Raw genomic sequence first — 25,195 nt, 5'->3', positions numbered from 1 at the left:
ACCCGGACGTGCGAACGTCCGGGTCGTTTTACGTTGCATTCGTCAGGCCTGCTAGCCGAGGATGAGGAGTGTGCCGAACATGATGATCCAGACTACGTCGAGGAAGTGCCAGTAAAGCGCCGCATGGGCGACGCCGCGATAGTTTTCGTGGTCGTACTTCCCGCTCGCTGCCTTGGCGGTGACGATCAGGAGATAAATGATCCCGCCGACCACGTGCAGTGCGTGGAGCAGGATCAGGAACATGGTGACGCCGAAGAAGCGATCTGGTGATGCGATCAGTTCGCCGTCGGTGTTGGTGCTGCCGCCGTGGTATTGCAGGATGGCGATCATCGCCGGGATCTGAATCGCAACGAACGCCACGGCGAGCAGGTCGGTGACGAGCAGCCAACGCATGAAGGGTTCACGCCGCTCGCGTTGGATCGCCTTGACGCTGAAATGGATCGTCGCGCTCGCCGCCAAGACCACGATCGTCGATAGGAACAGCTTCCAGTTCGCGAGTTCGTCACGCATGTAGCCGATCTCGGGCTTCTCGGCACCGAAAACAAGCCGGACGAGAACGTAGACCAGCATCGTCGACGCGAACAGCACGCCCAGCGACACCAGGAACAGGATCATTCCGAGCTTCTGTGTCTTTTGGCTGACGTGGTGGTCAGGGCGTGTGAATGGGTCGTATCCAAGCGGCGTGGTTGGACTGTCGGCGGACATGTTCACAGGTTAGCGCTGTCGGCGGCGCGCACGGCTTTCACGAATGCAAGCATCTTTTCAATGTCCTTGAAGCCTCGAACTCCGGATTCGATCCCGCTGGAAACGTCGACCGCGTTGGGGCGGAAACGTGTGACGATGTCGGCAACGTTGTCCGGATCGAGCCCGCCTGCGAACATCACGCTCGCCCATTGATCCAGATCGAGATCCGCGATTCGGTTCCAGTCGGCTTCCTTTCCGGTGCCGCCGACCTTGCCGCTGTCGAGCGCGACGGCGATTTGGGATTTGTCGGGAAAGATCTTGCAGTTCTCCAGCGCGGTCGTGATGTTCTCGTCAACGGGGACCGACAACAGCAGCTTGACCGCGCAGATGTCATGGATGAGTTCGGCACTCGGCTCACCATGGACTTGGGCGTAGTCGAGGAACAACCGGTCGGCCGCGTCGAGGATCGTGTCGGCGGGTGCATCGACGAACACGCCGACCCGCGCGACGAACGGCGGCAGCGAACGGAAGAGCTCATCCGCGCGGGACAACTCGATCTCACGCGTGCTGCCGGGAGCGTGGAGAATCACGCCGATCGCGTCGACGCCAAGATCGGCGGCGAACTTCACGTCGTCCGGGCGGGTCATGCCACAGAACTTGATGCGTGTCCGCTTCATGCCGGCAGCGTGGCGAGATCGTCGCTGACCGCCTTCATGAGCGGGGCCACGGTGGTTTCGGAGAAGTCGAACTTCAACTCCGCCGCCGCGAACAAGTCCGGTAGCGGCTTGGTGCCGCCCAGCGTGAGTGCCCGCTTGTAGTTGGCCAGTGCGGCTTTCGGGTCACGCTTGGATTGAAGCCAGAGTTGAAGCGCGCCCAGTTGCGCGATGCCGTATTCGATGTAGTAGAACGGCACGTGGAACAGGTGAAGCTGACGCTGCCAGAGCGAGCGCTTGACGTCTTCGTAGCCGGACCAATCCGTGCCATGACCGAACTTGTCGAAGATCTCGACCCACTTTTCGGCGCGCTGTTCACGTGTGTGGCCGGGGTTGGTGTAGAGCCAATGCTGGAACTGGTCGATCGTCGCGATCCACGCAAGGACGGCGACGCCTTCGAGTTGGTGTCGCCGGGCGCGGTTGGCGTCCGAGCTGTCTTCAAAAAAGTCGTCCATGTACGGCAGGGCCAGCAGCTCCATGCTCATGCTCGCGACCTCGCAGAACTCCATCGGTGCGTGGCGCAGAAACGCGAGCGGCTCTTCATGCGACAGCAGTGTGTGGAACGCATGGCCGCCCTCGTGGAGGAGCGTCTCGACATCCCGTTGCGTGCCGGCGGCGTTCATGAAGATGAACGGGATGCCGGTCTCTTCGAGGTTGGCCTGGTAACCGCCAGGCTGCTTGCCGTGCCGGCTGTCGAGGTCGAGGTTGCCCGCTTGGCGTAGTAGATCGAAGCCCTCGGCGAGCGTCGGGTCAAGCTTTTCGAAGACGCCCTTGGTGGTCGCGACAAAGCCGTCGATGTCGTCCTCGTTGAACGGCCGCAAAGGCCCACGCCCGAGTACATCAACCGACGCGTCCCACGGCCGCAGCGAATCGATGCCCAGCTTCTCCACACGCTCCTTGTCGAGCTGATGGATCACCGGCACCACGCTCTGCTCGATCGCCTTGGCGTAACGGTGGCAGTCGTCGGGGGTGTAATCGAAGCGGTGCAACGCTTTGAACGTGTAGTCGCGGTAGTTATCGAAGCCGGCGTTCTCGGCGATCTGTTGACGCAGCGGCAGCAGCTTGTCGAAGATGTCCTCGATCGCCTCGCGGTCCTCCATGCGGCGATTGACGGTTGCTTCCCAGGCTTCCTCCCGCGTGTCACGGTCGGTTTCCTCCTGGAACTTGGCCATCTGCTGCATCGTGTACGTCTTGCCGCGGAACTCGACGGCCATCCGACCGCAGATCTCGTCATATTGCGTGACGAGTTTGGTTTCCTCGGTTTGCAGCGCGACGTTTTCCTCGCGGAACAGTTCGACGTCAGCAGCCCACTGGCGTTCGAGGATCGTGTAGCGCTCGCCGGTCGGCCGAGCGTCGGCGGCGAGGTACTTCTTCTTCATTTCGAACATCATCGGCTTGAGTTTGGGCTCGATGTTCTCGACGAAGTGCAGGAAGGCTTTCTTGATCGCCTCATCTTCGGTGTTGCAGGACTTCTCGATGTACTTGCGACTGCCGTATTCGTCGATGGCCGCATATAGCTCGCTGAGCCGGTTGACCCACGCCTCCGCTTCATCGGCGGTGCCGAGTTTGGCGTCGAGCAGTTGCTGACCGAGAGGTTCGATCTGTCCCCAATCCGACGCATCGAAATCGGCGGGAACGAAGGTGCGTTGACGGCGACGTGCGGCGACGGCGGAGGGGATAGCTTCCATGTCGATAGGGTAGGGCTTGGAGTTCCCATTTCACACGCCTGGAATGGTTGGCACTGGTCGATGTTCGCCTGCCGGTCGTTATGTGAAGGGGTTTCGCACCCCGAGCTTGCCGTTCGCGTATGATCGATTGAGCGATGTCAACCCAAGTTGCCGATTCACTGCCGACCGAAGACGTGGCCGAAGATTTTTCGGTGACCGACTCACGGCTGCTACGACCGGTCCCGGTGCAAAAGCCTGTCGAGACGTCGTGGGTGGACCGTGCCGAGGCGTTCTTGAGTCGGCTCTCCAGCCGCGACCATTTCTGGCATCGCATCTTCAGCTTCCTGTTCCTGCCGCTGGCGTTCTGGTCGGGGGTGCGGATGAAACAGGAGGGCGAGAACGAGTTCAGTGCGGTGCTGCCGTTCAAGAAGTTCAATAAGAACTGGTACAACGCGATGGCCGGGGCGAGCTTGCTGGCCAACACCGAGATCGCCGGCGGCATGTACGTCTTCGGCGAGGCCGGCGGCGACTACACCGTCGTCTGCAAGCACCTCGACTACCAGTTCATGCGCCCGTGTTTCGGCCCCGCGATCTACCGCATGACGCCGCGTGAGAATCTCAAGCAACTCGTCGCCGAGGGCACCGAGTTCAACATCACGCTCGACATCGACGTCCGCCAGCAGGGGTTCAAGAGCGACCAGCGCGACAAACGGGTCGGCAAGGCCGAGATCACGTTCCACGTCACGCCGAAAACGCAGTACAAGGAACAGAAGAAGAAACGCAAAGTTCGCGACAAAGCTCGCAAAGCCTTGGCCAAGTCAAAGTAACTAGCTGATGACCTGCTGCCAGGACGCGAGGATCAGGTTGTTGTCTGCCTGATCTCGGCCGGCGAGAATGTGCTCGCCGAGTCGGGTGATTGGCAGCTTCGGCAAAAGAATACTCTCGGCTGAATCGGCGTAGCCGGTTCGCTGTTCGTTGAGTTGTCGGATCGTGAGGAGGTCGTCTTCCCAGCGCCAAAGCTCGGTCACGCCGAATGCCGCGTAGATCGGCTCCTTGCTCACCGTATGGCTGCTCAGATCGACTTCGATGATCAGGTCCGGTGCATCGTGGACGGCAAGATCGATGTTCCGCGTCCCGCCCGGCGGTGGTGTGTTGGCGATGTAGTACGCATTGTCAGGTTCGGCTGCACGTTCGGCCAACGGCGAAGCCAGCGTTAGTCCGCCAACACTGCGAAACTTCACTCGATGCTCGAAGAGGAACAAGTCCAATAGCATGGTCAGCAGACGTAGGTCGTCATCGTGGCGGTACGAAACCGGCGACATCACTTCCATCCTCCCCCGATCGAACGTCACCTGAATGGCGTCCGGCACCTCGTCACGGGTTTGCACATAGAACGCCCACGACGCATCTCTCCAGACGACTGCGTCCGTATTTTCGAGCACTGCGGGCATGTGAGGATCCTACCGGAAACGCCTACACCGTCGAGCCGCCGATGGACAGCGGGACCGGCTGCGGGGCGGGGACGTAGCTGGGTTGGACGGCGAGGTTCAGAGCCCGACGCGGGCCGGCGGGCGGAAGACCGTCCTCGTCGATCTTGCGCTGGATGGCCATGATGCCTTCGATAAGCGTCTCGGGCCGCGGCGGGCAGCCGGGGACGTAGACGTCGACGGGCATGAACTGATCGATGCCCTGCACGGTGGCGTAGGCGTCGAACACGCCGCCGGTCGAAGCGCAGGCACCCATGCTGATGACCCATTTAGGCTCGGTCATCTGCTGGTAGATGTGCTGAAGCACCGGCATCATCTTGATCGTCACCCGGCCGGCCACGATCATCAGGTCCGACTGCCGTGGCGAGAACCGCATCGCTTCACACCCAAACCGCGACACATCGTACCGCGATGACGCGGTCGCCATCAGTTCGATCCCGCAGCAGGCCGTCGCGAACGGCATCGGCCACAGCGAACTACGCCGTGCCCAATTGACGACCTTCTTGAGCTGCGTGGTTAGGACGTTGTCGGGAAGTTTCTGGGTGTCGAGCATCTCGTCAGATCATACGCCAAGCCGGGCTGATTGTGCAGGACGGATCGGTAAATGCGTGGGAGTTTGAAACGGTTCCCCGGGAGTAACAGCCCCCGCAGTATTGGCCCAAAGTGATCCACCGGTTCACCCGGATTGGTCGTTTGTTGCGTTCGTGGAACAAATGCGACCCGGGCGACGTCGTACTTGCGGCTCGGACGAGGGAATTGTCCGTTCCCGATTGGCCGAACGCCATTCACGTTGCATGATTCGTAAGTGTGGCACCGTATCTCCGGCCTGTCCCAGGCCCAATCCCCCTAAACCAACCATGAAAACCATCGAAACCCTCGAAGCTCGTCGCCTGCTTTTTGCCGGTCAGTTTGAAACCGTATTTGGCGTCGGCGGCGAGACGTCGATCCCGACCGCAGGGGCGGCCGAGGAAGTCGTGGAAGTCGTTGCCGGCGGCCCCAGCTTCATCGACCCCAGCACCGGGTTCCAGAACATCATTCTCCGGCTTGAGGACAGCCAGCTCGCTCGCTTCGACATCGGCGGCCGACTCGTTGATGGCTTCGGCACCGGCGGCATCCTCGACCTCTCGGCCACCATTCCGGGCTTCACGCTCATCGACGCCGCGTACAACTCCGAGAACGAACAAATCGCGCTCGTTGGCACGGAGAACATCAGCGGCACAGACCGCTTCGTCGTCCGCGCCATCGACACCGGCGGCAATCTCGACACGACCTTCAACGAGGGCAACGGTCTCTTCGTCCTCTCGACCGACTTCGAGGTCGTCGAGCGAATCGTCTACCGCAACGATCCGCTGCCCGACGGCTCGATGGCCATCATTGGCTTTACCAACACCACCACGCTGTCCGGCGGCGAGGTTCAGGGCACGCTGAACATCGGTGTCCTCACCGAGGACGGCCGCGAAACCGCCCAGTTCACCTCCAGCCGCAGCTTCGCCGGCGTCGTTGGCACTGGTGTGACCGCGACCTACTCCGACGAGCGGGCCGTGCTGTTCGTCGGTCTCACCGACGTCGGCGGCGATGGCTTCGAGGTCGCTCGTTTGTTCCAGACCACCCAGTTCGGTGCGTTCAACCCCGCGACCGACTTTGACAGCTATGAAACCGCCGGGGCCCACGATCGCGTCCTCGCGATCGACAGCGTCGCCGGCCAAGTCCGCGTCGTTCGCGGCCTTGACGAGGGGCTTTCCTTCAGCAGTCCCGAAGCGGCCAACTTCGACTTCACCGGCAACCGCCTGTTCATCGAGGACGCCTTCCAGACCAACACCATCGAGCTTCAGGATCCGACCGAGTTCGTGTTCGTGACGGGCGCGTCGATCAATGACGCCGGCGAGGTCATCATCGTTGGCTTGCGTCCCGGTGAGCCGCTGCCGTTCGCCTCGGCCCGGTATACCTCGGCGGGTACCTACGACCTTTCATACGGTTCGGCCGGCTTCACCGAGTTCTTCGGCGCTCCGCACTTCCTGCCGGATGACCGGATTATCAACGCCGACGCCACGCCTGCCGATGGCGGCGACGACACGATCCTGGGCCTGCTTCAAGGCGGGGCCGGGCAGGTCGTGGGCGGCGCGGTGACCTTCGAACGCTCCGGCGACCAGACCACCATCAACGGCTCGGGCGGCAACGACTCGGTCCGCGTCTCACTTCGCGCCTCCGACGGCCGATTGGTTGTTCGCGGCAACGGCGTCACCCAGTCCATTCCCTTCGACGCTGATCTCGTGGTCAACCTCGGCGACGGTGACGACGAACTGATCACCCGCGAGGGCGTCGGCCAGATCATCGCCGATGGTGGTGACGGTAACGACACGCTCCGGGGTGGCGACGCTGCCGACAACCTCAACGGCGGGGCCGGCAACGACTTCGTCTTTGGCGGCGGCGATGTCGACTCGGTCTTCGGTGCTGCCGGCGATGACTTCCTCTTCGGTAACGACGGCGGCGACTTCCTCGAAGGCGGCTCCGGTAACGATTCGCTCAACGGCAACGCCCAAGGCGACCAGCTCCAGGGCAACGCCGGCAATGACACGCTCAACGGGGCCGGCGGCAACGACGACCTCTTTGGCGGCTCCGGCGCCGACGACAACCGCGGCGGTGGCGGCACCGACCGGGCCGAGGATGACGACGATGATATCTACAGCTCGATCGAGGTGCTGATCTAGCGTCGGGTTGGTCACCCCCTGACTCGACGACGTAACCCCACGGGATCGGGCGGATCATCTCCGTCCGATCCCGTGGTGCGTTGGGCCTTCGGCAACTCCTTGATGTCGCGTTTTCCGCCTCGGCGATTCGTCGCGGTTGGCCGTGAATTTATTGGGTTGAAACCTACGCCCAGCCTGCGACGTTCTACAGGTATGTCGTGCGAAGCTTTGGAACAGCGTCGGTTGCTTGCGGCCGGTCAGCCGGACCTGATTTTCGGCGTCGGGGGCGAGACGGTGATCTCCACGCCGGATTCCGATGCGACGGAGCTACGTGAAGTGCTCGACCTCGGTGCGGCGGGCACGCTCATCCGGACCGACGACGGCTTAACCCGGCTCGACATCGCCGGCCGGCCGGACACCGGCTTTTCGGGTGACGGGTTCTTTCGGACCTTGGAAAACGTCAACGATGTCGACGTCTTGGTCGGCGTTGATCGGGCTGCGCTGTTCACCGATTTCGGGCTGCGACAGATCGACGGATCGGGCGACGTGATCGCCGCGTACGGCGGTGGCGACGGGCTGGCGAGCTTCCCGGCCGGCGTCGAGCCCGAGCGGATCGTCGGCGACGTTTCGGCTAACGTATATCTCGTCGGCATCCGCACCGACACCGGCTTCGACGCCGTCACGGTCACCCGGTACGACGCCAACGGCAACATCGCCGGGGCGTTCGGCACGCTCAATGTCACCACCTTCGTCGACGGCATCGAAGTCCTCGACGCTTTCGGCGGTGACGGCGGCAACCTGTTCATCGTCACCAAGGCCGACATCGGCGCGTCGTTCGTCTACTCGGTCGTGGTCGTTTCCCCGACCGGTTCGAACACCGCCGCCAACTTCGCGACGATCAACAAAGCCCAAGGCATCGAACTGACCTACGCCGGCGGCGGGGTACTTGCCAACGGTGACCCGCGTGTGGTCTACACCAACGGCGAGTCGTACTTTTTCGCGGACCCGTTCGACAACGACACGGTCGAACTGGCGAACGCGACGGACTTCGTCACGCGGCCGGTCGCCGGCTACCCCGGTGCGAGCGTCGACAGCGGGGGGCGGGTTACGCTCTTCGGCGAACGCGTCGGCGAGGCGCTCGGCTTCGGGGCGGCTCGGTTCGACGACACCGGCGCGATCGACCTCGGCTATGCCAACGGCGGATACGTCGAACTTGCCGGCCAACCGCTCGCGGCAAACGAAGGCGGCGTGCTCACCTTCGCGCCTGACGACAACGATGTCGCACTGCAACGCATTACCGGCGGGTCGTCACGGGCGCTCCCTGGGCCGGTTTGGATGGGCTTCGCCGACGGCAAGCTACGCGTCGACGGCACCGACGACGGCGATGCCATCCGCGTCACGCTCAAGCCGGACGGCTCTCGGTTCGTCGTCCGTGCCAACGGCGAAATCCGCTCCTTCCCCACCTCCGGCGGACGCAGCATCGACGTTCTCAGCAAGGGCGGCGATGATCTGATCGAGCTCGGCGCGAGCAACGACTTCGGGCTTTTCGCCGATGGTGCCGACGGGAATGACACGATTCGTGGCGGTATTGCGGACGATGTGTTGCTGGGCGGCGCGGGCGACGACTTCGTCTACGGCATCCTTGGCCGCGACAATCTTTTCGGAGGGGCGGGTAACGATTTCCTCTTCGGCGGCAACGACCGTGATTATCTCGAAGGCGGGGCCGGTAACGACAGCCTCAACGGCAACGCACAGAACGACACCCTTCTGGGCAATGGTGGCTTCGACACCCTCAACGGTGCCGGCGGCACCGATAGCGCTGTCGAAGACGATCTTGACGACCTTTATCTCTCGGTCGAAGTGCTGCTTTGACCCAGGGTTTGGCCGATATCGGGTGGCATGCCCTTCGTTGTTCGCGTGGTTCAGGACATGGTGATGAGACGTACTTCCGATTCGATGATCGAGCCTCTCGAGGTTCGCCGACTTCTGTTCGCCGGCCAAGCCGAAACCATCTTCGGCGTTGGTGGCGAGAGCGCGATCCCGGGATTCGGTCCGGGCGACATCATCGCCGACACCGCCGCCGACTTCAGCGAGTTTACCGATCCTGACACGGGTCTCGGCAATACGTTGTTGCGGTTCAACGACGACAAGCTCGTCCGCATGGACATCGGCGGCCGGCTCGTGACCGACTTCGGCAATGGCGGCGGGCTCGACCTCGACGTCGCGTTGGGGCTGGACGTCGAACTGCAGGACGCGACGTTCGACGGAGCCACCGGCCGCATCGCCACGCTCACCGTCGAGAGCGGCAGCCAGTTCATCCGCTTGTTCGACATCGACGGCAACCTCATCGGCGACTTCGATACCGACGGTCGATTCGCGATTCCCGCCGGCGTGACCGCGTTCAACCTCGACTTCGCCGACAACGGCGTCATCGGCTACAGCGGTATCGACGCCTCCGACACCGTCGTCCTCGGCGAGGTCACGCAGGCAGGTTCGGCCACGCTCACCACGACCATCATCACCGCCGACGGACGTCTCGACTACCTTGAGTTCCAGACTGACGACACCGCGTTCATCGGCGGCACGACTTTCGATGGCGGCATCGAACATGCCTTCGTCTACCGCCTCGCTCCCGACCGCATTCCCACCGTCGCCGGCAGTTTCGACAGCTTCGTCGACCTGTCGGTCACCGGCTCGCGTGTGCTGGACCTCGCACAGACTATCGACGGCGTCCGCGCGCTTATCGGTATCGTGTCCGACGAGGCGATCGACAGCGACGTCACGTCCCCGGGCACGTCGTTCGAGGCGGTGCTGGTTGCGGAGGTGTTCGAAGATTTCATGCTGCCGACCGGGCAGTTCCTACAAGACATGACCGACTTCGTCTACGCGATCGGCGGGGAGTTGAACTTCTCGGGCGAGACGACACTGGTCGGCCTGCGTGACGGCGAGCCGGTGCCGTTCGCATCGACCCGCTACCTCGCCAACGGCGAGGTCGACCTCACATACGGCTTCAACGGCTTCACGGAGTTCGAGGGACGCCCGATCGTCATGAGCGATAGCGGCGTCGTCCACGTCGACGAGACACCGGCCGACGGGGGCGATGCGTTGATCGGGCTGATACAGACCGGCATCGGTCGCACCGGCCCCAGCGGCGGCGTTACGGTCGATCGCAGCAGCAGCATCGCTGTCGTTACCGGCAGTGCAGACGCTGACGCCGTGCGCGTCTCCATTCGCGCGAGCGATGGTCGCTATGTCGTCCGAGCCAACGGTGAGATTCAGTCCTTCCCGCCACCGACCGCGATCTTTCGTGTGGAGCTAGGTGCAGGCGACGACGAGCTGCTGCTCGCGGCGGGTGTCGGCCAGGTAACGGCCAACGGTGATGCCGGCAACGACACCCTGCGCGGTGGTGACGTGCGCGACGTGCTGGAGGGTGACGTCGGAGACGATTTTCTGTACGGCAACGGGGGTGAGGACCAACTCCGCGGCGGCGATGGCAACGATTTTCTCTTCGGTGGCGACGACGACGACGAGCTCCTCGGTGGCGACGGTAACGACAGCCTCAATGGCAACGCCCAGGGCGACCGTCTCTTCGGTCAAGCCGGCAACGACACGCTCAACGGTGCCGGCGGCAACGACACGCTCTTCGGCGGTCTTGGCGAGTCCGACGACAATCGCGGCGGCGCTGGCTTTGACCGCGCCGAGGACGACGTGCTCGACACCTACAGCAGCGTCGAAGAGCTACTCGCCTGACGTGGTGTCCGGGCGCTCCCACACCTCGCGCTCGGCGATGGCCCAATAGCTCCAACGCCAATGGTCCATGATGTCGAACGTCTCGGATTCGACACGCATGAATCCACGCCTTGCGAGGATCCGTCGCACATCGGTGCCGGCATCGGGCAGTTCGTCGACGAGCTTTAGCCGGCTGGTCCAGAAGATCACGCGGTCGAGTTCGTCAGCGCGTTGGGTCAGCTCACGGGCGGCGTTGCGGCGGGTGTAGGCTTCTCGGTACTCGCGGGCGATGAGGTTGCCGCTGCGGCCGCCGCGGATGTCGGGCGGGCCGTGCTCCGGCGGGTCGGGGTCGAAGGTCAGCAGGTAGTAGGACACCGGGAAGGTCGTCCACCAGCTTCCTTCCCAACCGCCGGCCGGGCCGCCATTGCCGATGCGGCCGTCGTGGTCGTGGAAGACGTGGGTTCGTGGGTCGGCCTTGGACTTGATGACGTCGGTGGCGAGTCGGTCGGTCGGTGGCTCGCTGGTGAGCAATCTCCCGGTGAACTGACCGAGGTTGGTCGCGATGAACAGGACCAGCACACCGACCCGCAGCGGCTTGGAAGGCAGCCGCAACCAGAGCCACGCTAGCAGCAGCAGAAACCCCGGCGCGACCACGCCGAAGTAGCGTGCCATCCAGACCGAATGCTCTTCGGGCTCGGCGATAATGTAGTTGGTCAGTATCAGCATGCCGCATAACGCCAGCGCACCGGCGACCCAGCCGACGGCGCGGAGCCCACGTGTCGCGGGCCGGCTGCCGCTGTGCCAGACCCAGCCGACGATGCACAGCGCGAGGGCAACGAGCGCGATCAGGCCGGGCGTTGAGCCGAGGTTGTCGCGTGCAACCTCGATCATGTGATCGAGTCGCGCGGTGCCGCCGGGCTCTCGTCGGGCGAAGCTCAGGCAGTACGCGGCGAAGATAGGGACGCCGATCCACGTCCCGAGCCAGAACACCACACGCCCCCGACCGAAATCGCCGCGGTGATGTTTACGTAAGCCCGTCCATCTTCGCGGCCACGGCAACGCACCGAGAACCGCCCCGACGAGCAAAGCGGTCGTCGCAAACCGCAGCGCATCGTTGGGCCACTCGGCCAGACGTCGGTGCGATTGGATCGCCAGCTGTCCTTGATCCCAGTTTTGTCGCCGGAAGCTCGCAAGCTCCTCGTCAGTCGGCTCCGGCGCTGGCCACTCCCAGCCGGTCATGTACGCCGAAGCGCTGAGCAGGACCATGTCCTCGCCGGTGCGGAAGCGGTTGTATTCGCGGACCCAGAAGATGCCGATGAGGTTCTCGGTCGCCTCGCGCTGGGCGAAGAACTTGCTGAAACCCTCCACTTCGTACCAGTCGTTTTCGTCGCCGATGCCATAGTGCTTGATCGGGCCGAGCGACATGATGAGCGCGCCGATAACGACGCCGCCGGCGAAGAGCGCGAGGTTCGGCCACCGGTCGCCGCGCCGCCAAGACGATGCGGCGATGATCACCGCGTCCACCGGCAGGATGAACATCGACGGCGCATGTGTGCCGAGCATCGCACACCCGGCTAGCACCCACGCCCACCACCAAAGCCGATCCCGCGTCCGCACCCACGCCAACAGACAACCGACGTGCACGGTGACGAAGAACCAAAGCAGTGCGTACATCTTCGCGTCGCGGCTGTACACGAGCATGTACGCCGAGCACGCCAGCAGAAGGGCGGCCAGCAGTCCGGTGCGTGGCCCGAGCAGCTGCCGACCGACCCACCAGATCGCCGGCACGGTGAGCGTCCCCGCGATCGCCGGGACCAGTCGCATCGTGAAGGGCGTGAGCTCGCCGAGCCACTGGTGTAAGAGCCAGTAGATTTCGTAGTGGATCGGGACAAAGCCGTCCTCGCCGAGCTGTTCGAGCAGCTCGTCCCAAGTGCCGCAGACGCGTGACCAGGTCGCCGCCTCATCACCCCAGATCGCCGGCTGGTCGATCATGAAAAATCGCAGCCCTGCGGCCAGCAACGTGATCCCGAACAATGCAAGCCACTCGCGTCGCGGGATCGGCATGGCGGAGGCGGATCGGGCAGTCGGCACGTTCAAATCATGGGAGCCGACGCGTCAGGTTGCAACTAACCGGCCCCCGCAACAATTCACCCGGTTCGTCCGTTGCACCGGTATGAGAATCGCCATCCCGATGCTCGCGATCGTGTTCGTCCTGCTCTTCGCGGCCAGCTCATGGGCGAAAGAGCCGGTGACCCATGCTTACGTCGACGACGCTGAGCCGCGTCAGCATCTCGATCACTACACCGCGGAGTCCGATGACCCGCGCCCGGTGGTCGTATTTGTCCATGGCGGCGGCTGGCAGTTCGGGCGGCGGGAAGTCGCGAGGATTTTTGCCGACAACTTCACCGACGCCGGCGTCGACGTGATCAGCGTCGGCTATCGGCTCGTGCCCGACGTGAAATGGCCGGTCAACGTCGAGGACGTCGCCGCGGCGGTCGATTGGATCTTCGACAACGCCGAGTCACTCGGCATCGATCCGAACCGCATTACGCTCATGGGCCATTCCGCCGGGGCGCATCTGATCGCATGCCTTGGTGCGGACGAACGCTGGCTTGCGGCCCATGACCGCTCGCCGGCTGACCTCGCTGGCATCGTCCTGCTCGACGGGGCCGGCTACGACCTGATCGACACCCTGGCCACCGTCGGCCGACGAGGCCAACGCCTCTTCCGTCGCGCCTTCGGCGAAGACGAAACTGTTTGGCGTGACGCCTCGCCCGCTCACAACGTCGCCGAAAACGTCACCGGCCACTGGCTAAGCATCCTCGCTGACGGCCGCCAACGCTCCGCCGACCAAACCCGCCTGCTCTTCGAAGCACTGCCAGCGAACGTCGAGAAACGCACCGTCGAAACCACCAGCGAGGACCACGGCCAAGTCATGCGAACGCTGGCCGACCCGGAGGACCCGGAACTGGCGATCATCATTGCGCTTGTCAGTGAACGGGCAATACGTGAAGTGCGATAGACTATCGCCGGCCAGACCCCGCAAAGAGCGGGGCATTGATCTCACCGCCGCGATAGCCGGCGTGCTGTTTGCCTCTTGGCTTGACGTTGTGATCCGATTCGTGCCCCCACACATGCCAGCCTTGGCGTGGGTGTCTCGAGAAAAGTTCAAGATAAGGCCCTGGCGAGCAAGCCTCGACGATGTCGTACAGTTCATCAGGTTTACGAGAGTGCTCGCGTTTTCTTGTCTCAATCATGTTGACCTGCCGTCGGCCGGCGGACCGTGTCCGTAGCGAACCGCGGACGCCAAACAACACCAACTCCGTCACGTTGCGAAAATAAAATCCCACGCCGCGACCGTCTGGGCCACCGTCCTTGCGCCGTTTCGCCCAGACGAGGTTGGCCTTGTACTGAAAGCCCCATGATGCCATTACACGCAGTCCCTCATTAATCAGGGCATTCGGAACCCAGAGATACAGGTGTGCTTTTGGCGTGACGAGTTGCGAAACCGGCAACGCGCAAATCTCGTCGAGCGACATCGTGTCGTAACGCGAAAGGCGTTTATGCTCCGGCGCGACCTTACCCGTGCGATTTTGGAACTGCCACGGCGGGTCGGCGAGTACCGTGCTGATATCTGGCAGCCCGAGGCCAAGCAAGTCACTGCACACCGGTGACAGAACTTCATGTTTCGAGGTGATCTGCCAAGTCGTCGATGAACCGGGTTGGAGAGATATCTCAAGACCTAGCGCGTCGGCCAATATCGAGAGCGTCGAGAGCGTCGGATTGGCACGTCCGGTTAGAACTCGTCGAACTGCTGGAGCTTGCAATCCCGCACGGACTGCTAGTTCTTGCTTTGTCAGCCCTTGCCGGTCGCGTTCGCGGTCCAGTGCTTCGAGTACGTCCATGCGCAGAGCGTAGTGTAACTTTTGTGTTACGTCGATCAATTGGCTAGCAGGTGACACCCCTCCTTATGCTCTGGCAATGGACCTAACCCAGAGCTTCGAGTGTATTTTCCGGCCGTGGTGAAAGACCGTTATGAATTCCGGGAAACGCGAAATGCTTCCGCGATTATTGCCGCAACGAACGCAACGGAACTGCAAGACCTCATTTCCGTCCTTGAGTGGTTTCGACTTAGTAATGCGGACATCACCGGCGCTGGTGGTAATAAGAGCGATCTAGCTGCTCGGATTGACGAACGATTCCGTGAGTTGGGTTGGCGTGAAGGTCGCCACGACACCCGTATCGAGTCAGCTTTGCGACTGATGCCCTATCGGCCAGCGGGAGAACGGGACGTGCGCGTGACAGCTTCCGAAGTCATTAACGAAGGTTACAAGGTCGACAATGTGAAAGGGCGCGTCGCTCTCGATGTCGAATGGAATGCCAAGGATGGGAATCTCGATCGTGACATTGGGGCATATCGGGCGCTTTATCATGCAGGCATTATCGACGTGGGTGTGATTCTGACGAGGACGCAGGATGACTTGCGTGAACTGGCCCGATCCAAGAACCCAAAGACGACGAAGTTTGGTACTACGACGACAACAAACTTGACCAAGCTCATCCCTCGGATGACACGGGGCGATGGCGGAGGTTGTCCGCTTTTGGCAGTGGCAATCACCAGCCGATGTGTTTGATTTCGCTCACACAAACCGTTCGACATCGTTGAACGTATCTTCGTCGTCGCGGGCGGCGGTGTCGGTGTCGCTGCCGCCGAAGATTTCGTCGATGCCGGTGCCGCCGGTGAAGGTGTCGTTGCCGCGATCGCCCTGGAGGTAGTCGTTGCCGGCTCCGCCTTCGAGGACGTCGTTGCCGCCGGCACCGAAGATGCGGTCGTTGCCGCCGAGGCCGATGAGGTGGTTGTCGCCGCTGGTGCCGGTGATCGTGTCGGGTTCTTCGGTGCCGATGACGTTCTCGACGAACTGAATCGTGTCGCGGTCGCCGGAGTCGGCCCCTCCCGCAGAGGCTTCGCCATCGAAGAGATTGATGACGTAGAAGGCGTCATTTCGGTCGGACCAGTCGCCGGTGTCCCTGCCGGAGCCGCCGTTGAGTTGGTCGCTGGCTTGGCCGCCCTGGAGGGTGTCGTCGCCGGACTGGCCGCGAAGGGTGTCTTCGCGCGGGCCGCCGCTCAGGAAGTCGTTGCCGCTGCCGCCGTCGACGAGGTCGAAACCGTTGGTGTTCGCACCGATCTCGTCACCGTAGAGGTTGTCATCACCGCCGACGCCGAAAAGCTGGTCGTTGCCGCCGAGGCCGCGTAGGACGTCGGGGCGTTGGCTGCCGGTGAGGGTGTCGTTGAAGTTGGTGCCGCGGAGTTCTTCGTTGGTGGAGTCGATGAGGGTGAAGCCGGAGGGCCCGTCGTTGCGTTCGTTGTCGAGGTTGGCCTCGATGCCGCTGACCCAGTTTTCGTAGGTGACGATGTCGTAACCGGCCCCGCCGCCGATGAGTTCGTCGCCGTCGAAGGCGCGCATCTCGTCGTCACCGCGCCCGCCGACCATGGTGGTGTCGCCGCCGTTGCCCTGCATGGTGTCGTTGCCGGAGCCGCCTTCGAGCAGGTCGTCCTCGCCGTTGGAGAAGAGGTAGTCGTCACCGCCCATGCCGAAGAAGCGAACGGGGTCGGTGTCGGCGCTGAGGTTGTCGTTGCCGGGCCCGCCGAAGACGTCGCTGAAGCCGCGGATGTTGAAGAAGCGGTCTTTGCCGGAGCCGAGGATGAGCACTTCACCCGGGTTGGTGGGCAGCTGGATGCCGATCTGGCCGGTGGTGAGCGCGGTGCCGACCGCGAGGCTGGTGGTTTCGGCCGAGTAGTCGAGCGTATCGCGACCGCCACCGCCACTGAGCGAATCGGTGAAGCTAACGAACGGCTGGGTCGCGAGCTCTGCCGAGCGGTTTGGCGCGATGAACACGTCATCGTCGTCACCACCCGATGCACGGAGTCGTATCGCGCCTTCCGTCCACTCGAACGTGTCGTCGCCCGCTTCGCCGTTCATGGTGTTCTGGTCGCCGCCTTCGGAGAGGAAGCGGTCGTTGCCGGCGCCGCCGTAGGCCTGGAAGTCGCCGCCGCGGGTGTTGTTCTTGACGAGATCGAAGAAGTCATCGCCGTCGCTTCCCTCAAGGGTGTCATTTCCACCGATGCTCCAGCGAAGTTCATCGTCGCCGGAGCCGCCGTTGACGAAATCACCGGTGCCCAGCGGTGTGTCGGAAGTACCGACGTGGGCGGAGCCGCCGTCGAGGGTGTCGTTGCCGGCCATGCCTTGGATGAGGTCGCCGCCGTTGTTGCCGTAGAGGTCGTCGTCGCCCTCGTGGCCGTTGATGGTGTCGGCGGCACTGGAGCCGGAGAGCGTGTCGTTGCCGCCGAAGCCGTCGATGTTGGATTGGGCGACGCCGGAGTCGGACGAGTCGAGCCAGCCGGAGTAGAAGTCGGGGCCGTCGGTGCCGATGAAGCGCGAGATGCGGCGTCCGCCGAAGAAGCGCTCGACATCGGGAAAGTCGTTGGCATCGATGGTGGTGAGCGTGGGCGAGGCGGAGAAGTCGTCGCTGCCGGCGCCGCCGATGACGGTGCCGCCCTGAACGTCGTTGAACCGGTCGTCGCCGTCGTCGCCGATGAGGGTGGCGACGACGCTGTCGGCATCGAGGAAGTCATCACCCGCGCCGCCGACCAGCGTGACGCCGGCGTTGCCGCCGGTGGAGAGCGAGTCGTTACCGCTGCCGCCGACGATGGCTTCGATGGCGTTGTTGAGTCCGTCCTCGAAGCCCTGTCCGCCGCCGCCGATCTCGACGCGTACACGGCTGGTGAAGTCGCCGTAGAACGCGGTGTCGGCCTCCCCGGATCCGCCGGAGATGATGTCGTAGTCGCCGCCGCCGTCGAGCAGGTCGTCGCCGGATCCGCCGTCGATGGTGTCGCGTCCGCCTTCGCCGCGGAGGGTGTCGTTGCCGCCCTGGCCGAGGATGGAGTCGGGTCCGGTGAGACCGCGGATGAGGTCGTCGCCTTCGCCGCCGTTGAGGCTGTCGTTGCCCTCGCCACCGGTGAGGGTGTCGTCACCGTTGCCGCCGAACATGCTGATGCGCTGGTCGGTGCCGGGGATGGCGAGGAGTCGGTCGTTGCCGTCGCCGCCGTAGCCTTCGTCGTTGTTGCCGATCTCGAAGTAGTCTTCGCCGTCGTCGCCGAAGACGTCGTCGGAGCCGGCCTCGCCGCGGAGCAGGTCGTCGCCGCCGCGGCCGCGCAGTTCGTCGTTGCCCGCGCCGCCGGCGAGGGTGTTGCGGAAGTCGTCGCCGAAGATGTCGTCGTTGTTGGGCGTGCCGATGACGCCGCTGACCTCGGCGTGGGTGTCGGTGGCGCGTTGGGTGTTGCCGTTGCTGTCGTAGATTTCGGTGTCACCGTCGGCGAGGTCGGTGACGATGCGGTGGTCGGGCAGGTCGGAGTAGGCGACGAAATCCGCGCCGCCGTTGCCGAAGACGTCGTCGTCGCCGAGGCCCGGGTAGAGCGTGTCGTTGCCGCTGTTGCCGGAGATGTTGTCGTTGCCGCCACGGCCGTAGAGGGCGTCGCCGTCGGAGCCGCCGGCGATGACGTCCCTATTGGGTGAGCCGAAGATGTTGTCCCGGCCGGCCGAGCCACTGAGGGTGTGGGGGATGTCAGCGGTCGCGTCGATGATGTCATCGCCGCCGCCGGCGTTGACGCTCACGCCATCGACGTCGCTCAGCACATAGTCGAAGAAGTCGCCATTGAGGAAGACCCGCAGGATGTCCCGTCCATCTGACGTGCGGGTGTACGTCTCGGTCGAGATGGCGTCGGCGTTGCCGGTGCCGGTGACGGAAACGATGCCGCCGGACGCACTCACGGACAGCAATCGGCGATTCTCGAGGGATTCAACGACGGGGCGGGTGTGGATGCACATGACACCCACAGTCGCGTCGGCCGGTCATGGCAGCGGTCACGAAATCTCACGATTGCCGTGCGGCGACGACTTCCGAGAGCCCGCACTTGCTGCACTTCCGCACGAACTCGCCGTCAACATGATGGATGGGGACATCGCCCGCTTTGTGGCTGCCCTCGTGGCCGCAGGCGGCGCAGGTGTGCGACATGGGTGTGTTGCCGCCGCAGGCGCACTTCCAGTAAGGGGAAAGGCCGCGTTTGCCAGGTTTCGGCTGAAGTTCGGTCCCGCCGCACTTGCGGCAGGTGGGGCTGCTTGAAGCAGGTGCGGATGGTCGGGCTGGTTCGGGTGTTGGGATCGGCTGCTGCTCAGGTGCCGGGAGTGGGGGTGGTTCCGGTGGCCGGGCGGCAGGCGTGTGCATTCGCAAAAGAAACCGCACAACATCGACCGCTTCTTCCCGCTTCATCGACCAACGCCCATACGGGTCTTCCGGTTCGCGCTTGTGAAGCAGGCCGCCATCATGTCGCTTGAGTTCGTCAAGCACTTTTTGCGGCACTTGATCGGCCTTGGTCACATGCGGGTTGAATGGCTTGGCTTTCGGTTTCCAGTTGTTCTTGAACTGAACCGCACCACGGTCGGAAACGGCCACGATGACATGGATTGGCAGGTGGCTGAAGCCTCGATTGTCGGTTCCGGCAAGCACCTTGGAAAGCGTCCGGGTGCCGATCGGTATCTTGCCGAGCAGCATTTCCCGGTTGCGTTGCAGCAGGTTACGCAAAAACTCGCCCTGTTGCCGGGCCTGTTGGATGGGCGACTGAAGGCCTTGGCGGCGACGTTTGTAGGACCGATCCCAGAGATCACCGCCACTGCCGTCATGTGTGACGGTCATCGTGCCAACGGCGCTTTTGCTCTCGATGATGAAAACGGCACGTCGGTGAACGATGAGATGATCGATCTGTGCAACACCGGGAGACCCGTCGGGGTTGGGCTGCTCAGGATCGACCAGCCGTAGGTCGTGAACAACATGAATGTTCGGCTCATCGGCGAAAGCCCGGTGCATGTAGAACGCGGCCTGATCCTCGGCACGCGCGCCGGCTTGACGACGCTTGTCGGCCTCGGATGCTTCCGGGAGCGGGTCACGTTGCTTGGCGATCACGTCAAGGCCTCGCTTCGATGTCTCGCGATGTCATTTACTCGAACTCGAACACGCCCTTGCCGATGTCGTAGGCGTAGCCGACGAGTAGTAGCAGGGTGAAGATCGCGATGCCGATGAGCATGGTCAAGCCCAGACCGCTCGCGGCGGCGACGCCGGCGTTGTCGGCCTGCAATGCCTGGGCAAACGCCGTCGCCCATGGGTACATGACCACGACTTCGACGTCGAACGCGACGAACAAGATCGCGACGAGGTAGAAGCGAACGTTGAACCGTTGCCGGGTGTTGCCAACCGGGAGCATGCCGGACTCGTAGGTGGTGGACTTACCGTCACCCTCGCGGCTGGGGCCGACGATGAGCGAGGCTGCGATGTTGGATACCGCGAAGCCGATCGCGACGACGAGCAGCAACGCGATCGGCAACCAGTTGCCGGCACCGGTGGGCATTTCGGTGGGGTTGAGCATGCGGGCGGAAGGATAGCGGGGAAACACGTTGTGGTGAAATCCGAATGACGAGTTCCCGAAATCCGAATGAATAAACTTCGGCCTTCGGGTTTCATCCGCTATTCGGGAGCTCGGGCTTCGTCATTTCGGATCCGGCGGGAACGGGCCGGTGCGTTTCAACGCCGGCCAGTTGGCGGCTTTCGTGGCGGCGTCGTAGAAATCGGCGAGGAACTTTTGCAGCGTCGCGGACGGGTCGTCGGCGGTGCGGACGGTTTCGTAGGGGAGCAGGGCGGTGCCGTTGTCACCGATCTCCCCGAGCGGGAGTTTCGTGTCGGCGAAGCCGTCGGGCATGGGGGCGAGGTAGGCGTAGAAGTGCGGGTCGGGCACGTCATCGTCGCCGGGCCACCAGCCGTAGGAGATCACCTCATGGCTGTACGCCTCGGCGTCCTGCGGATTGCGGAAGTCGCTCGGCTTCTTCCCGCTGGGCCGGCCAGAGAAGAGGGTGAGGGCGAGGTCGAACGAGTGCCAGAACAAGTGCGGCGGCGTTACTTTGCCGAGGAAACCGATGCCGTCGGCACTGCGAAACTTCCAGAACTCCTGCTCGACCCAGCAGAGGATGCGATGCCAGCGGGAGATGTGGAGCCCATCGTTGCTGGCGAAGTCGCTGCACTCGGTGAAGTGGTCAGGGGCCCATGGCGCTTCGTACGGCTTGGCGACGATGTCCACGTCGACGCCCAGTTCGGAGAGCGACTCCATGTAGAACTTGTACAGTTCGGCGACATCGCCTCGCATTCCCAAGTCGATCACTCGCGAACCGTTCATGTTGCACTCGGTGACGAGTTCGTCGTCGCGGAAGTCGAACATCGTTGTGATCGTCCGCCCCTCGTACGGCATCGGCCCCGTCGTCAGTCCACGCGGCGTCACATACAACGGCACATGCCACCAGTGATTCTGCGGATGACACAAAGCCATCCGCACCTTGCCGACGATTTGCGTGTAAAGGTGCAGCGTTTGTTTCGTGTCTTTCCAGTCGGTGTACGGGAGGGCAGGTAAGGACATGGCGTGACTGTAATCGACCGCGACCGAACGCCCACGGCTGACGGCGTGGGCTTTGGGACAGAACTCACACGACTCCCGCGCCAGACTTCGCGGCCGGTACTGCCCGACGTTCAGCAAAATCCCCGCGGCCATGTAGCTGGCGATCAGGCTCGTGCCGCCGGCGCTGACGAACGGAAGCGTGATCCCGGTCACCGGCATGATCTTGAGCGCGACCATCATGTTGAGCACCGCCTGGGCCGCGAGTTGCGTGACGATGCCGACGGCGACTAGGCGACCGAACGGCTCTTGGCTGTCGATCGCGACGAGAAAGCCCGTCGTGACCAACACGAAATAGCACCCGATCACCAACCCGGCGCCCCACAGGCCGAACTGTTCGCCGACGAGCGCGAAGATCATGTCGTTGTGCGCTTCGGGCACCTTCCGCCCGGCCGGCACGTCGTGAACGCCCTTGCCCAAGACGCCGCCGGTGCCGATGGCGGCCAGCGCCCACTGCTGCTGAAAGCCGGTGTTCATGAGCGTTTCCTCGTCGCTCTTGAACATCGCCAGCACGCGGTCACGTTGGTAGTCCTTCACAAAGGCTGGCATGTTGCGGAAAACCGGCAGGTCCATCCCGCTGAACCACGCCGCCGGCAGGACCGCCCCCATCACCGCCGCGACCAGCAGGAAATGCTGCACCTTTGCCCCGGCGACGTACAGCATCGCGCCGAGTGTCGGGATGAACACCAACGCCGTCCCGAGGTCCGGCTGTTGCAGGATCAGCGCGACCGGGAACAGGCCGATCAACCCCGGCACGAGCAACCCCTTGAGCGTCCGCTGATCATCACGAAACCGCAGGTAGCCCGCGAGCACCATAATGAAGCCGACCTTGAGGATCTCGGCCGGCTGGAGCGAGCCGATGATCGGAACCTGAATCCAGTTCCGTGCACCCTTGACCGGGTTGACCCAGGGCAGGTCCACCTTCTTGTCGAGCACCGTGTAAGCGACCAACAGCAGCCCGAGAACGTAGATCGGCCAGGCCAATTGCAGCAGTGAGCGGTAGTGGATGAGTTGGAAAACGCCGAGTGCCGCGACGGCGAGGACGAGGAATTGGACCTGCTTACCGGCGGCGGCGGGATCGACCGCGGCGATCGAGAGGATGCCCAGGCCCGTGAGCCCGCCGGCCGACGCAAGGATCGGCCACGTGCGCCGGATCGCCAGCCGACGCAGGGCGGCGGAGATCGAAGGCGAGAAGGATGGGGACCAGTGGCCTGCCATGCGTCACGCACGGTATCGTCGTCGGGGGTGTTTGTTGCGGTTGGCGGTGGGGAGGCTGCTCATTTGCCGCTTGCGGCCAGCCCGGTTACGCTGATCGTCCCGCCGACTGCGGGCATGATCGAGGATCGGACCCGCGTCCGGATGCCCGTGCCCGCACCCCACTGGGATAACGAAGGAGTCCACCGGTGACGTTGTCTGATCGCTCGCATGCCGATTCACAGTTCAAACTAAGGGCCGCTGGCTTGAAATCCCTGCTCGCTGCGGGGGTTGTCGTCGCCGGGATCAGCCTCGGCGGATGCGTGGCCCCTTCGTCCGACGACGACCTGTCGGCCGACGTGGTCGAGGTCTTGCCGGCCGGATCGTTCGTTGCGGAGTGGTCCGCGCCGCTGCGGCTCGATGGTGCCCAACCGGTCCATCTCGAGTTGCTCGGCGATCATGTCCTGCTTACCGACTCGGTCAACCGGGCTTACTCGCTCACGGCTGGCGGCGGGACGCTCACCTTTGCCCGGCCGATCGTGGACGAGGGCGAAACCCTGCAGCCGCCGGTGTTGATTGAGCGGACCGGCAGTGCCACCACGGCGCCCGCTGACGATCTCATCGCATTCCCGTCGGCGGCCAACATCTATCTGATCACGACCGGTGGTCAGTCGCTCTCGGCGGCGACATTGAACTTCGCCGTGACGGGGCCCGCTGCCGAAGCCAACGGCATGCTCTACGCCGGCGTGGCCGCCAGCGGGGTCGCCGGACAGGTCGGCGCGATCGACCCGCTGCGTCCGTACAGCAACATCGACTGGCGACGCGTCGTGTTCGGACAAGTGCTCGCCAGCCCGGTCGTGTTCGATGGCGTGGTGTTCGTGCCGACCAGCGTGGTACAGGGCAGCGACCGAGGCCGTGTCTACGCCATCTCGGTCGACAAGCAGACGGCGGTCTGGAACACCGCGCTCAACGAGAGCTACTTCGAGACCTTCGCCGGTAACACCGTCGACTTGGTCGCCGATGATTTCGGGCTCTACGTCGCCAGCGACGACACGCAGTTGTACGTTCTCGACCGAAACTCCGGCTCGTTGCGTTGGCGGTTCTACGCCGGCTCGCCGCTGGAACATCCGCCGGCCGTCACGGACGACATGGTGTACCAGCCGGTCAACGGTCTCGGGCTTGCCGCGCTTGACAAGGCGTCCGGTCAGATCGTGCGTGAGCCGGTCTGGTCCGCTTCGGCGGCGAAGCTGTTCATCTCCGAGGACGACAAACACGTCTACGCCCTTGGCAACGATGGCCGTTTGCTCGGGCTCGACAAGAACACTGGGGCGGTCAAGTTTGCCAGTGACCGCAATGACTTTGTCGATGCGGTAGTGAACACTGACGACGCGACGATTTATGCCGTTACCCGCGATGGCGAGGTGGTTCGGGCCCGAGCCAACCTCAGACCCGGCGGCACCGGACAGAAGTTGTAATCTTCCATGGGCGAGAAGCTGCCGACACTGCTTACGCTGTTGCCGGCGGTGGTCACCGTGTACGGCACGATGGCCGGCGGCTTTCTGCTGCGACGCTACGGGTTCTTCTCGTCGAGCGTCGACGTGCCGATGATGCGGCTGGTGATCAACGTCCTGTTCCCGGCGTTCATCATCTCCAAACTACTCGGCAACATGCCCGACGCGGCTGCGGTCGCGCCGGCCATCGGGTTCGGCTCGCTCGTGGTGGGTTTTGCCGTGGCATACCTCGCATCACCTTGGCTCGGGCTGACGCAGCCGCGATCACGCCGGGCGTTCGCGCTGGTGGTCGGCGTGTTCAACTTCGGCTTCCTGCCCATCCCGCTCGCCACCGCGCTCGGGTCGGCCGGGCTCGTGCATCCGGACACGGTGCCGGCCATCTTCGTTCACAACATCGGCGTCGAGATCGCGTTCTGGTCCATCGGCGTGATGCTCGCCAGCGGGCACTTCCAGCGGGATTCGTGGAAGAAGCTGCTCAACGCACCGCTCATCACGGTCGCGCTCGTGCTGATCATGAACCTCACCGGCGCAGCCGATGGTTTGGCCGAAACCGCGCCACGCATCAACGACTGGATTCTGAGCACCGGCACGTTCATCGGCGGGGCGGCGATTCCGGTCGTTCTGTTCCTCATCGGCGGCTCGGTGGCGGAGGCCTGGGACGAGGCGGACTTCCGGCGTGGCTTGCCGACGATCGTCGGGGCTTCGGCGATTCGGCTTGGCGTGTTGCCGGTGATGATGGTGGGGGCTGCGTATCTCCTGACGGATGTCACCGAGGGTCAGCGTGACGCCGTGCGTGATGCGATCGTGATCCAGGCGTCGATGCCCTGTGCGTTGTTTCCGATCGTGCTTTGTCGGCTGTACGGGGCTGACACGGCAACGGCGGTGCGTGCGGTTTTGGGGACGGTGCTCCTTTCGATCGTGACGACACCGCTTTGGCTCGTGTTCATGTTGTGAACCCGCCACCTGCGGAC

Annotated in this window: 19 protein-coding genes; 9 read left to right on the top strand and 10 right to left on the bottom strand. The window is 63.5% G+C overall.

What is annotated here, in order from left to right; translation table 11 throughout:
* Nucleotides 1–51: 51 nt before the first annotated feature.
* From AAGD32_04625 to AAGD32_04615, 3 genes are read right to left on the bottom strand one after another with little or no spacing between them, the layout of a single operon-like run.
* Nucleotides 52–705: a cytochrome c oxidase subunit 3 gene (locus AAGD32_04625; protein ID MEM8873526.1), complete on the bottom strand. Its 654-nt coding sequence runs from the start codon at nt 703–705 to the stop codon at nt 52–54.
* A gap of 2 nt (nt 706–707) precedes the next feature.
* Nucleotides 708–1,361: a phosphoribosylanthranilate isomerase gene (locus AAGD32_04620; protein ID MEM8873525.1), complete on the bottom strand. Its 654-nt coding sequence runs from the start codon at nt 1,359–1,361 to the stop codon at nt 708–710.
* A complete protein-coding gene (locus AAGD32_04615) occupies nt 1,358–3,085 on the bottom strand; it encodes a M3 family oligoendopeptidase (protein MEM8873524.1) in 1,728 nt (575 codons plus the stop codon). The genes AAGD32_04620 and AAGD32_04615 overlap by 4 nt, the downstream gene beginning before the upstream one ends.
* A 134-nt stretch (nt 3,086–3,219) precedes the next feature.
* Here AAGD32_04615 and AAGD32_04610 point away from each other — a divergent pair, with 134 nt between their 5' ends.
* Nucleotides 3,220–3,891 carry a hypothetical protein gene (locus AAGD32_04610; protein MEM8873523.1) on the top strand — a complete coding sequence of 224 codons (672 nt, stop codon included), beginning with the start codon at nt 3,220–3,222 and terminating at the stop codon, nt 3,889–3,891.
* Here AAGD32_04610 and AAGD32_04605 read toward each other — a convergent pair whose 3' ends face one another.
* Both AAGD32_04605 and AAGD32_04600 read right to left on the bottom strand, forming a co-directional pair.
* Nucleotides 3,892–4,515 carry a Uma2 family endonuclease gene (locus tag AAGD32_04605; GenBank protein MEM8873522.1) on the bottom strand — a complete coding sequence of 208 codons (624 nt, stop codon included), beginning with the start codon at nt 4,513–4,515 and terminating at the stop codon, nt 3,892–3,894.
* 22 nt (nt 4,516–4,537) lie between these two features.
* Nucleotides 4,538–5,104, bottom strand: coding sequence for an NADH-quinone oxidoreductase subunit B family protein (locus AAGD32_04600; GenBank protein ID MEM8873521.1), 567 nt, complete (start codon nt 5,102–5,104; stop codon nt 4,538–4,540).
* A gap of 304 nt (nt 5,105–5,408) precedes the next feature.
* Between AAGD32_04600 and AAGD32_04595 the strand changes: the two genes are divergently transcribed.
* The 3 genes from AAGD32_04595 to AAGD32_04585 all read left to right on the top strand — a co-directional run bounded on the left by AAGD32_04595 (nt 5,409) and on the right by AAGD32_04585 (nt 10,988).
* The gene (locus AAGD32_04595) at nt 5,409–7,259 is read left to right on the top strand and encodes a calcium-binding protein (protein ID MEM8873520.1); all 1,851 of its coding nucleotides are present in this window, start codon (nt 5,409–5,411) and stop codon (nt 7,257–7,259) included.
* Nucleotides 7,260–7,451: 192 nt separating this feature from the next.
* A complete protein-coding gene (locus AAGD32_04590; protein ID MEM8873519.1) occupies nt 7,452–9,110 on the top strand; it encodes a hypothetical protein in 1,659 nt (552 codons plus the stop codon).
* 27 nt (nt 9,111–9,137) lie between these two features.
* Nucleotides 9,138–10,988, top strand: a complete 1,851-nt coding sequence (locus tag AAGD32_04585; protein ID MEM8873518.1) for a hypothetical protein — start codon at nt 9,138–9,140, stop codon at nt 10,986–10,988.
* Here AAGD32_04585 and AAGD32_04580 read toward each other — a convergent pair.
* A complete protein-coding gene (locus AAGD32_04580) occupies nt 10,977–13,058 on the bottom strand; it encodes a glycosyltransferase family 39 protein (GenBank protein MEM8873517.1) in 2,082 nt (693 codons plus the stop codon). The genes AAGD32_04585 and AAGD32_04580 overlap by 12 nt on opposite strands.
* An 82-nt stretch (nt 13,059–13,140) precedes the next feature.
* On the opposite strand from AAGD32_04580, the gene AAGD32_04575 reads away from it, so the two are divergent.
* Nucleotides 13,141–13,989: an alpha/beta hydrolase gene (locus AAGD32_04575; GenBank protein MEM8873516.1), complete on the top strand. Its 849-nt coding sequence runs from the start codon at nt 13,141–13,143 to the stop codon at nt 13,987–13,989.
* 1 nt (nt 13,990) lies between these two features.
* On the opposite strand, the gene AAGD32_04570 is transcribed toward AAGD32_04575, so the two are convergent.
* The gene (locus tag AAGD32_04570; GenBank protein ID MEM8873515.1) at nt 13,991–14,872 is read right to left on the bottom strand and encodes an MT-A70 family methyltransferase; all 882 of its coding nucleotides are present in this window, start codon (nt 14,870–14,872) and stop codon (nt 13,991–13,993) included.
* 114 nt (nt 14,873–14,986) lie between these two features.
* Between AAGD32_04570 and AAGD32_04565 the strand changes: the two genes are divergently transcribed.
* Nucleotides 14,987–15,601: a BglII/BstYI family type II restriction endonuclease gene (locus AAGD32_04565; GenBank protein ID MEM8873514.1), complete on the top strand. Its 615-nt coding sequence runs from the start codon at nt 14,987–14,989 to the stop codon at nt 15,599–15,601.
* A gap of 6 nt (nt 15,602–15,607) precedes the next feature.
* On the opposite strand, the gene AAGD32_04560 is transcribed toward AAGD32_04565, so the two are convergent.
* On the bottom strand, nt 15,608–18,853 hold the full coding sequence (locus tag AAGD32_04560) for a calcium-binding protein (protein MEM8873513.1): 3,246 nt from the start codon (nt 18,851–18,853) through the stop codon (nt 15,608–15,610).
* 391 nt (nt 18,854–19,244) lie between these two features.
* Between AAGD32_04560 and AAGD32_04555 the strand changes: the two genes are divergently transcribed.
* The gene (locus AAGD32_04555; GenBank protein MEM8873512.1) at nt 19,245–19,841 is read left to right on the top strand and encodes a hypothetical protein; all 597 of its coding nucleotides are present in this window, start codon (nt 19,245–19,247) and stop codon (nt 19,839–19,841) included.
* Nucleotides 19,842–20,019: 178 nt separating this feature from the next.
* Here the strand turns inward: AAGD32_04555 and AAGD32_04550 are convergent, their stop codons facing one another.
* Nucleotides 20,020–20,445, bottom strand: coding sequence for an NADH-quinone oxidoreductase subunit A (locus tag AAGD32_04550; protein MEM8873511.1), 426 nt, complete (start codon nt 20,443–20,445; stop codon nt 20,020–20,022).
* A 120-nt stretch (nt 20,446–20,565) separates the two neighbouring features.
* Nucleotides 20,566–22,737: a DUF5996 family protein gene (locus AAGD32_04545; GenBank protein MEM8873510.1), complete on the bottom strand. Its 2,172-nt coding sequence runs from the start codon at nt 22,735–22,737 to the stop codon at nt 20,566–20,568.
* A gap of 242 nt (nt 22,738–22,979) precedes the next feature.
* Here AAGD32_04545 and AAGD32_04540 point away from each other — a divergent pair, with 242 nt between their 5' ends.
* Nucleotides 22,980–24,188 carry a PQQ-binding-like beta-propeller repeat protein gene (locus tag AAGD32_04540; protein ID MEM8873509.1) on the top strand — a complete coding sequence of 403 codons (1,209 nt, stop codon included), beginning with the start codon at nt 22,980–22,982 and terminating at the stop codon, nt 24,186–24,188.
* 6 nt (nt 24,189–24,194) lie between these two features.
* Nucleotides 24,195–25,178, top strand: a complete 984-nt coding sequence (locus AAGD32_04535; GenBank protein ID MEM8873508.1) for an AEC family transporter — start codon at nt 24,195–24,197, stop codon at nt 25,176–25,178.
* Nucleotides 25,179–25,195: the final 17 nt, after the last annotated feature.

It is taken from the genome of Planctomycetota bacterium, assembly GCA_039182125.1.
Taxonomy (GTDB): domain Bacteria; phylum Planctomycetota; class Phycisphaerae; order Tepidisphaerales; family Tepidisphaeraceae; genus JBCDCH01.
The sequence above is the reverse complement of the archived record's forward strand: the minus strand, read 5'-3'. Positions and strand labels throughout refer to the sequence as shown.

Bases quoted from the DNA above. Each gene is read 5' to 3' on its own strand.
- AAGD32_04625 (MEM8873526.1), bottom strand. From the start codon at position 705: ATGTCCGCCGACAGTCCAACCACGCCGCTTGGATACGACCCATTCACA.
- AAGD32_04620 (MEM8873525.1), bottom strand. From the start codon at position 1,361: ATGAAGCGGACACGCATCAAGTTCTGTGGCATGACCCGCCCGGACGAC.
- AAGD32_04615 (MEM8873524.1), bottom strand. From the start codon at position 3,085: ATGGAAGCTATCCCCTCCGCCGTCGCCGCACGTCGCCGTCAACGCACC.
- AAGD32_04610 (MEM8873523.1), top strand. From the start codon at position 3,220: ATGTCAACCCAAGTTGCCGATTCACTGCCGACCGAAGACGTGGCCGAA.
- AAGD32_04605 (MEM8873522.1), bottom strand. From the start codon at position 4,515: ATGCCCGCAGTGCTCGAAAATACGGACGCAGTCGTCTGGAGAGATGCG.
- AAGD32_04600 (MEM8873521.1), bottom strand. From the start codon at position 5,104: ATGCTCGACACCCAGAAACTTCCCGACAACGTCCTAACCACGCAGCTC.
- AAGD32_04595 (MEM8873520.1), top strand. From the start codon at position 5,409: ATGAAAACCATCGAAACCCTCGAAGCTCGTCGCCTGCTTTTTGCCGGT.
- AAGD32_04590 (MEM8873519.1), top strand. From the start codon at position 7,452: ATGTCGTGCGAAGCTTTGGAACAGCGTCGGTTGCTTGCGGCCGGTCAG.
- AAGD32_04585 (MEM8873518.1), top strand. From the start codon at position 9,138: ATGCCCTTCGTTGTTCGCGTGGTTCAGGACATGGTGATGAGACGTACT.
- AAGD32_04575 (MEM8873516.1), top strand. From the start codon at position 13,141: ATGAGAATCGCCATCCCGATGCTCGCGATCGTGTTCGTCCTGCTCTTC.
- AAGD32_04570 (MEM8873515.1), bottom strand. From the start codon at position 14,872: ATGGACGTACTCGAAGCACTGGACCGCGAACGCGACCGGCAAGGGCTG.
- AAGD32_04560 (MEM8873513.1), bottom strand. From the start codon at position 18,853: ATGTGCATCCACACCCGCCCCGTCGTTGAATCCCTCGAGAATCGCCGA.
- AAGD32_04550 (MEM8873511.1), bottom strand. From the start codon at position 20,445: ATGCTCAACCCCACCGAAATGCCCACCGGTGCCGGCAACTGGTTGCCG.
- AAGD32_04545 (MEM8873510.1), bottom strand. From the start codon at position 22,737: ATGGCAGGCCACTGGTCCCCATCCTTCTCGCCTTCGATCTCCGCCGCC.
- AAGD32_04535 (MEM8873508.1), top strand. From the start codon at position 24,195: ATGGGCGAGAAGCTGCCGACACTGCTTACGCTGTTGCCGGCGGTGGTC.